The organism is Pannus brasiliensis CCIBt3594 (assembly GCF_036688125.1).
In the GTDB taxonomy this organism is placed as follows: domain Bacteria; phylum Cyanobacteriota; class Cyanobacteriia; order Cyanobacteriales; family Microcystaceae; genus Pannus; species Pannus brasiliensis.
The window spans coordinates 1-5,638 of sequence record NZ_JBAFSM010000101.1 but is presented as its reverse complement, the minus strand read 5'-3'; the positions used below and the strand labels follow the sequence as shown (position 1 = coordinate 5,638).

General features: G+C 51.5%; 5 protein-coding genes. 3 read left to right on the top strand and 2 right to left on the bottom strand.

Annotation, left to right across the window (positions count from 1 at the left end):
- Positions 1-530 precede the first annotated feature (530 nt).
- Both V0288_RS24785 and V0288_RS24780 read right to left on the bottom strand, forming a co-directional pair.
- Entirely contained in the window at positions 531-2,024 is a 1,494-nt protein-coding gene (locus V0288_RS24785; protein WP_332867880.1) for a hypothetical protein, read from the bottom strand.
- Between the two features lie 208 nt (positions 2,025-2,232).
- Entirely contained in the window at positions 2,233-2,487 is a 255-nt protein-coding gene (locus tag V0288_RS24780) for a hypothetical protein (protein ID WP_332867879.1), read from the bottom strand.
- Between the two features lie 995 nt (positions 2,488-3,482).
- Here V0288_RS24780 and epsC point away from each other — a divergent pair.
- The 3 genes from epsC (at position 3,483) to V0288_RS24765 (ending at position 5,463) form a co-directional block, all read left to right on the top strand.
- Complete coding sequence (epsC, locus tag V0288_RS24775) at positions 3,483-4,073, top strand: serine O-acetyltransferase EpsC (RefSeq protein ID WP_422662075.1); 591 nt, start codon at positions 3,483-3,485, stop codon at positions 4,071-4,073.
- A 119-nt stretch (positions 4,074-4,192) separates the two neighbouring features.
- Positions 4,193-4,768: a Crp/Fnr family transcriptional regulator gene (locus V0288_RS24770; RefSeq protein WP_332867878.1), complete on the top strand. Its 576-nt coding sequence runs from the start codon at positions 4,193-4,195 to the stop codon at positions 4,766-4,768.
- 47 nt (positions 4,769-4,815) lie between these two features.
- Positions 4,816-5,463, top strand: a complete 648-nt coding sequence (locus V0288_RS24765; RefSeq protein ID WP_332867877.1) for a cadmium resistance transporter — start codon at positions 4,816-4,818, stop codon at positions 5,461-5,463.
- The last annotated feature ends 175 nt before the right edge of the window (positions 5,464-5,638 follow it).

Below are 5,638 nucleotides of genomic sequence, written 5' to 3'. Positions count from 1 at the left end.
ATTGGTTCGCTCACTGTTGTTATTGTACCTCATCTAAATGAAAAAGGCTGTAAGTCCCACTAACAGTAATAATTCCGCACGGGTTAGGTGACGGGACAGGTAAGTTTGATATAATGGGAGCATATTTTTTATGTTTTCAATAAGATAGGTTTGTTGAGAATGACGACCTATCTTTTTCGATCTTACACCCTTGTGTTCCTCATTGGGCAAGGCTTTCAGCCGCCTTGTCGCCCCTAAAGCTTAGGTTGCTTTCTTAGGCTCTGTTTCACCGTGGGAACTCCCCTTTAGCGCCAGTGTCCGGGCATAGCCCCGGTCTGATCGCGCCCTGCTTCCAGCTTCGACCTCCCGAATTCCGAGTCGGGTCATCGTGGACAGATAGGGAGTCATACCCGAGTCTAGTAGGCGGGACTTTCACCCGCATCAGATCGAGAGTTCAAGGCTACTCTAGGATTTCACCTTGGGTAACTTGTTCGAGGACTGCCTCTATTCGGTTACCAACGAATCGCACTCCGAGAAGTATTGGGACGCGCTCAGGGTGGGGTCAATACCGTCCCCGGCGGGATAACCGGCGTGCTATCGGTGGCCGCCTGGTTCCAAGTGGTTATAGAATCGATTCGCGGTAAGCGGGGCAAGGGTCGGAAATTGTTGTATAAATTTGTCCAGTCCCCCTGTTGGATAATCGAGATAGAGGGATTCCGAGAGCCGCAGTTACTGATTTTCCCCCAAGAGTCCCCCCAGATACTACCGTAAAAATCCCCGAGTCCCGTTTTGCCGATCGCGTAGGCGGGGGCGAAGATAAAGGCATCGAGTCGCGGGGTTCCCCGTAAACAGATCTCGGGACTGGTCGAGTTAACGGTGTTATAGGCGAAAATCTGGAAGTTTGTCGGCGTGCAGTTCGTCCCGGCCGGCGCGGTGGAACAATCGTGCCGGATACCCGCGCTCCCGGTGCCGCCGATATTCCCGCGCAGGTAAAAAATCACTCGCTGGCCGGGGGTAATCGCGATCGTGTTATTACCGGTCAAGTTGACGCGATCGACAATATACTCGTACACGGAAACCGACTGACCGCCCATCGTGGTTTTCGCCGTCGCGACATCCCCGCTTCGGGGGAAAGTTTCGGAATTCGTCAGCGCTAAATTCGTTTGCGCCGCGGGCAGACCCGTCGGGATCGGGGGCAAGTCCGGGAACCCTTCCCGAACGAATCTCGCCGTGTGACCGGCCGTTCCCGACACGGGGGCGATCCGATCGCTGGTGACGAAGTTGGCGATAGCGGCCTGTTGAGTGGGGGTATAAGAGCATCGATCGCTCATCGCCACACTAGAGTTGAAACTCGCCCCACCGGTGTAACTACCGTCCGTCGAGATTGATTGGTTCCCGTCGTTAGTCGCTCCCCTATCCAGCCATAAGCCCGGTATCTGTGTACCGGTAAATAAACTATCGTTCGGTTGGGGGATAATGGGTAGATTCACCTCGACGCGACTCGTGGATTCGGCGTTGTCCCGATCCGTTCTTCCTTCCACGACTAGAAAACTCTCTCGGCGCGCGGTGATGACCCCCGGCGTTCCGGGATAATAATAGGCGACGAGACGATACGATCCCTGTCCGTCGGGTAAGGTTTGCCATTCGGACGAACCGATCGATTTAATCGTACTTAATCGGCTTCGGATAATGGTGGCCCGCTCGGAGTAGCTCAGGGTAGACCCGCATATATCTTTCAATTCTTGATCGATCCGGGTCTCTAATTCGAGTTGAAAGGCGGTTTTCGCGGAATCGGTCGTTGCCGTCGGATCGAGACTCGCCCAATAGGACATACTATAGATCGCGAGTAGCCGATTATTATCGAGCAGATCTTGCACCCGCGCGAGCGCTACTTCGGCGATTCCTAACCCTCTCGCCGTAGATCTTCGGATGACGGATTGTGATTGTTCGGCTCTCGATCGAGCGATCATCGCGAGCGCCAAACCGGTGAAGATTACCCCGAACATTAGCGCGAGCGTTAACGCGAAGCCTCGATTATTTTTCAAAAATTTTCGCTTTGGATTCAAACGTGCTGGATACATAGAGAGATTCACCTCGTAATGACAGATCGGGAAAAATTTATCGAAAACATTTTCAGAATCGCGAGAGGATCAAACGGACACGATAAACATCACGCGCTAAGTTTAGCGAGCGCGAGATCGACGGATTTTCGAGAGATCCGAGGGAAAGACGGGAGATTACCGCTAGACGAACTTAGGTCAAGGCGAGCGATCGGGAAGGCATTTCTAAAGTTAGTGGTAATCCGGGCAGGGTATCGTTAACCTCTTGGCTCTCTCTCTCTAGCCGTCGCTGAAAAAAGTATTTCCTCGAAGGGAAATACTCGGGGTTCGTTCCCCGATCGCAAGGGTTTCGGTGAACGGGAAGGAGATTGATATCGATCTCGATTTTCTGGATATATCCATCATCCGAACGACCGACAAAAGCGGTCTCTTTACAGCCTGAAATCACTACATTTTTTTCGCTAAATCGAGAACTGTTCATACGTTTTCAAGAGCGATCGGAAAAAATTGACTATCGTTACCGTCCTTGTTCTTTGATCTCTTCGGGGTAAACTCTCCCTCGATCGACCGATCTCTAGATCGATCGGGGCAAAGAATCACCTCGCCCGTTCGAGACAATAAAGATACGAGCGATCGAAAATTTCGAGGCAAAAAAATCACCCCGCCCGTTCGAGACAATAAAGATACGAGCGATCGAAAATTACCGAACTATCTATCTACCTAGACAACCTTCTTATTTTTCAGTCAAATTTATCATTCTTTTTTAGGTAGCGTCAAGTGTTTTTATTGGCGAAAAATTTAGATAATTTTGTCTAAAAAAATTAGAAACAAATTTAGACACGAGCGTGAAAAATGTCCAAATTTGTAATGTTTTACAATGGTAAACCCGTAATAAATAAGCATTCGAGGATATAATTTTTCCCGTGTTGACCCTACCGAGCGGGAGCGGAAAAGGGACGCGGGGAGAGCGTTAGACCATTGTTCAAAAAACGAGACAGACCTCCCCGGTAACGGGGAAAGGGAAAAGGTGGGCGGATAAGCCTTTCCCTTTTTTCCTTCCCCTTTTCCCCCACCCGTATCAGGGCTAGGGATAAAGAAATTTAGTATTAGACTCGCGATCGATCTCGATTCTGTCCGTTTTTAGGCAAAAAATCCTAAAAGTAGCCAAGGTGAGAAAGATTGTTGATTATTGCCGATGGACTCCCTATCGCTTGAATTCGCACCATCGATTTCGGGGTGAAATTGTCGGTAGAGGTTCGGAAAAACGACGGCATTCCGTCGGTGGCTGACTAAATTGGCGATTGACTACCGAAGACGGGCGATCGGGGCGAGCGAGTTTACTCCCGAATTCCCGATCGATTCTTTTTTTGAAAATTCTAATTTCCGATATACTTAACGTAGTATTCTAGAAAAGACGTATACAACGAACCGAGGTTGTAACTCATGACCACCCGCTCCCTTACCCCGGCCGATCGCTTCGAGGAAGCGTTATTGTCTCCCGGAAGACAGGCGATCGCCCCGCACCGTCTCGCCCGCACCCTGTATCTAGCCCGTCTCCCTCTCTTGCCCCGCTTGCTATCGCGGGTCAACCGTTTTCTGACGGGAATCGAGATCCATCCGGGGGCGAAAATCGGCCGCGGGGTGCGGATCGTTCACGGGATGGGGGTGGTCATCGGGGAAACGGCGATCGTCGCGGAAAACGTCACGATCCACGAGGGGGTCACCCCGGGAGGGACGGGTCAAGAGACCGGCAAACGCCATCCGTCGATCGGCGATCGAACCTCGATCGGCCCGGGGGCGAAGGTATTGGGAAATATTTCGATCGGCGAGGACGTTTATATCGGGGCCGGGTCGGTGGTTTTACGGGATGTCCCCGCGAATCGAACCGCGATCGGGGTTCCGGGACGGGTTATCGAACCCCGTACCTCACGGGAGGGCGATCGCCCCGACGACGCGCGACGGGATTGGCAAGCGGAGACGATCCGATCGCTTTTCGAGCGCGCGCGATGTTTGGAGCGAGAGAGCGAGAGCTGACAGACCGGTTCGAGAGAATCGTCGAATACCGCGAGAGCGCTCACCGACACCGTTATCGAGGATTTCCTTCACGGTGCGGGCATCTCGTTCGCTCCTTTACTTTTAACGGGTTTATCAACATGACCATCGCCTATCATCCCCCCACCTCGCATTGCTGGCATTTCGATAACCGATCGATCCTGCCCCTGAGAAATCAGAATTTCTGGAGAATCGAGAGCGGGGTCGTGAGAACCTCTAGCTGGTTGGAAGACGGAACCCCGATCGTTCTCGGTCTGTGGGGGCCCGGCAACTTCGTGGGTAAAACCCTCGACAAGATCGATCCCTATCAAATCGAGTGCCTGACTCCCGTACAGGCGATCTCGCTTCCCGTCGTCGATAGCCACCAACTAGCGGGTATCCTCTCGGAACACCTGCAACAAAGCCAAGAATTAACGGTCATCCGGAGCCACAAGCGTACCGATACGATGCTGTTAAAACTTTTGGGCTGGCTGGCCGATCAATTCGGGAAACAAACCACGACCGGACAGTTGATCGATGTGCGTCTTACCCATCAAGAGCTGGCCGACCTGCTGGGAACGACGAGAGTGACGATCACCCGCGCGCTCAATAGTCTCGAACAACAGGGTTCGATCGAGCGCCTCCCCGTCCACCGACTTCTTCTAAGAGAGGAAGAGATCTGGCACTACGAGATTTAAGATGAAAGAGATTCTTTGTATAAAGAGATTCTTTGTATATCGCGCCGATGAATTGGTTATTTGCGCTGTTGATCGCCGGGGTGACGAGTTTCGCGGCCACGAACCTCGATGACCTTATCGTGCTAATGCTATTTTTCTCGCGGGTTAACGCGAGCTTCCGACCGCAGCAGATCGTTTTCGGGCAATATCTCGGTTTTACCCTGATCTTGCTGGCGAGTTCGATCGGACTAATTTTCGGTCTGTTTATTTCCAAAGAATGGATCGGGTTATTGGGGTTCGTCCCCCTGGCGATCGGTGTGAAACAAGCCCTCGATCCCTCGGAAGACGAAATTCAAGAGGTATCGATCGATCTCACCCCCGCGGAAAGTCGATCGAGATGGCGTTCTTTTTTCTCCCGGATTCCCCCGCGCACCTATCATGTGGCCGCGGTAACGGTGGCGAACGGGGGCGATAATATCGGGATTTACGTTTCCCTCTTCGCCAACAATCCCCCGATCGATGTTTCGATCATCGTGGGGATTTTTTATATCATGATCGGGATTTGGTGCGCGCTCGCCTATTCCTTGACAACTCACCCCAAAATCGCTAAATTATTAGCCAATTACGGACATAAATTGATTCCTTGGGTGTATATCGTTCTCGGTATTTATATTCTGATCGAAAGCGAATCCTATCGTATTCTATTTCTCGCGTAATTTATGCCGAAAACTCGCCTGTTCGCTCGACCGATCAATCTCGTTTTTGTCGTATTAGTTCTCGGGATCGTTTTTAGAGGGTATTTATAAAGTAAAGATAAAAACTGGGAAGGTCGAGGCTCATTAGACCTCCTGCATGAATAGCAAGACCCCGTGCCGGTTAAGGCAAGTTCGG

Bases quoted from the DNA above. Each gene is read 5' to 3' on its own strand.
- epsC (WP_422662075.1), top strand. From the start codon at position 3,483: ATGACCACCCGCTCCCTTACCCCGGCCGATCGCTTCGAGGAAGCGTTA.
- V0288_RS24770 (WP_332867878.1), top strand. From the start codon at position 4,193: ATGACCATCGCCTATCATCCCCCCACCTCGCATTGCTGGCATTTCGAT.
- V0288_RS24765 (WP_332867877.1), top strand. From the start codon at position 4,816: ATGAATTGGTTATTTGCGCTGTTGATCGCCGGGGTGACGAGTTTCGCG.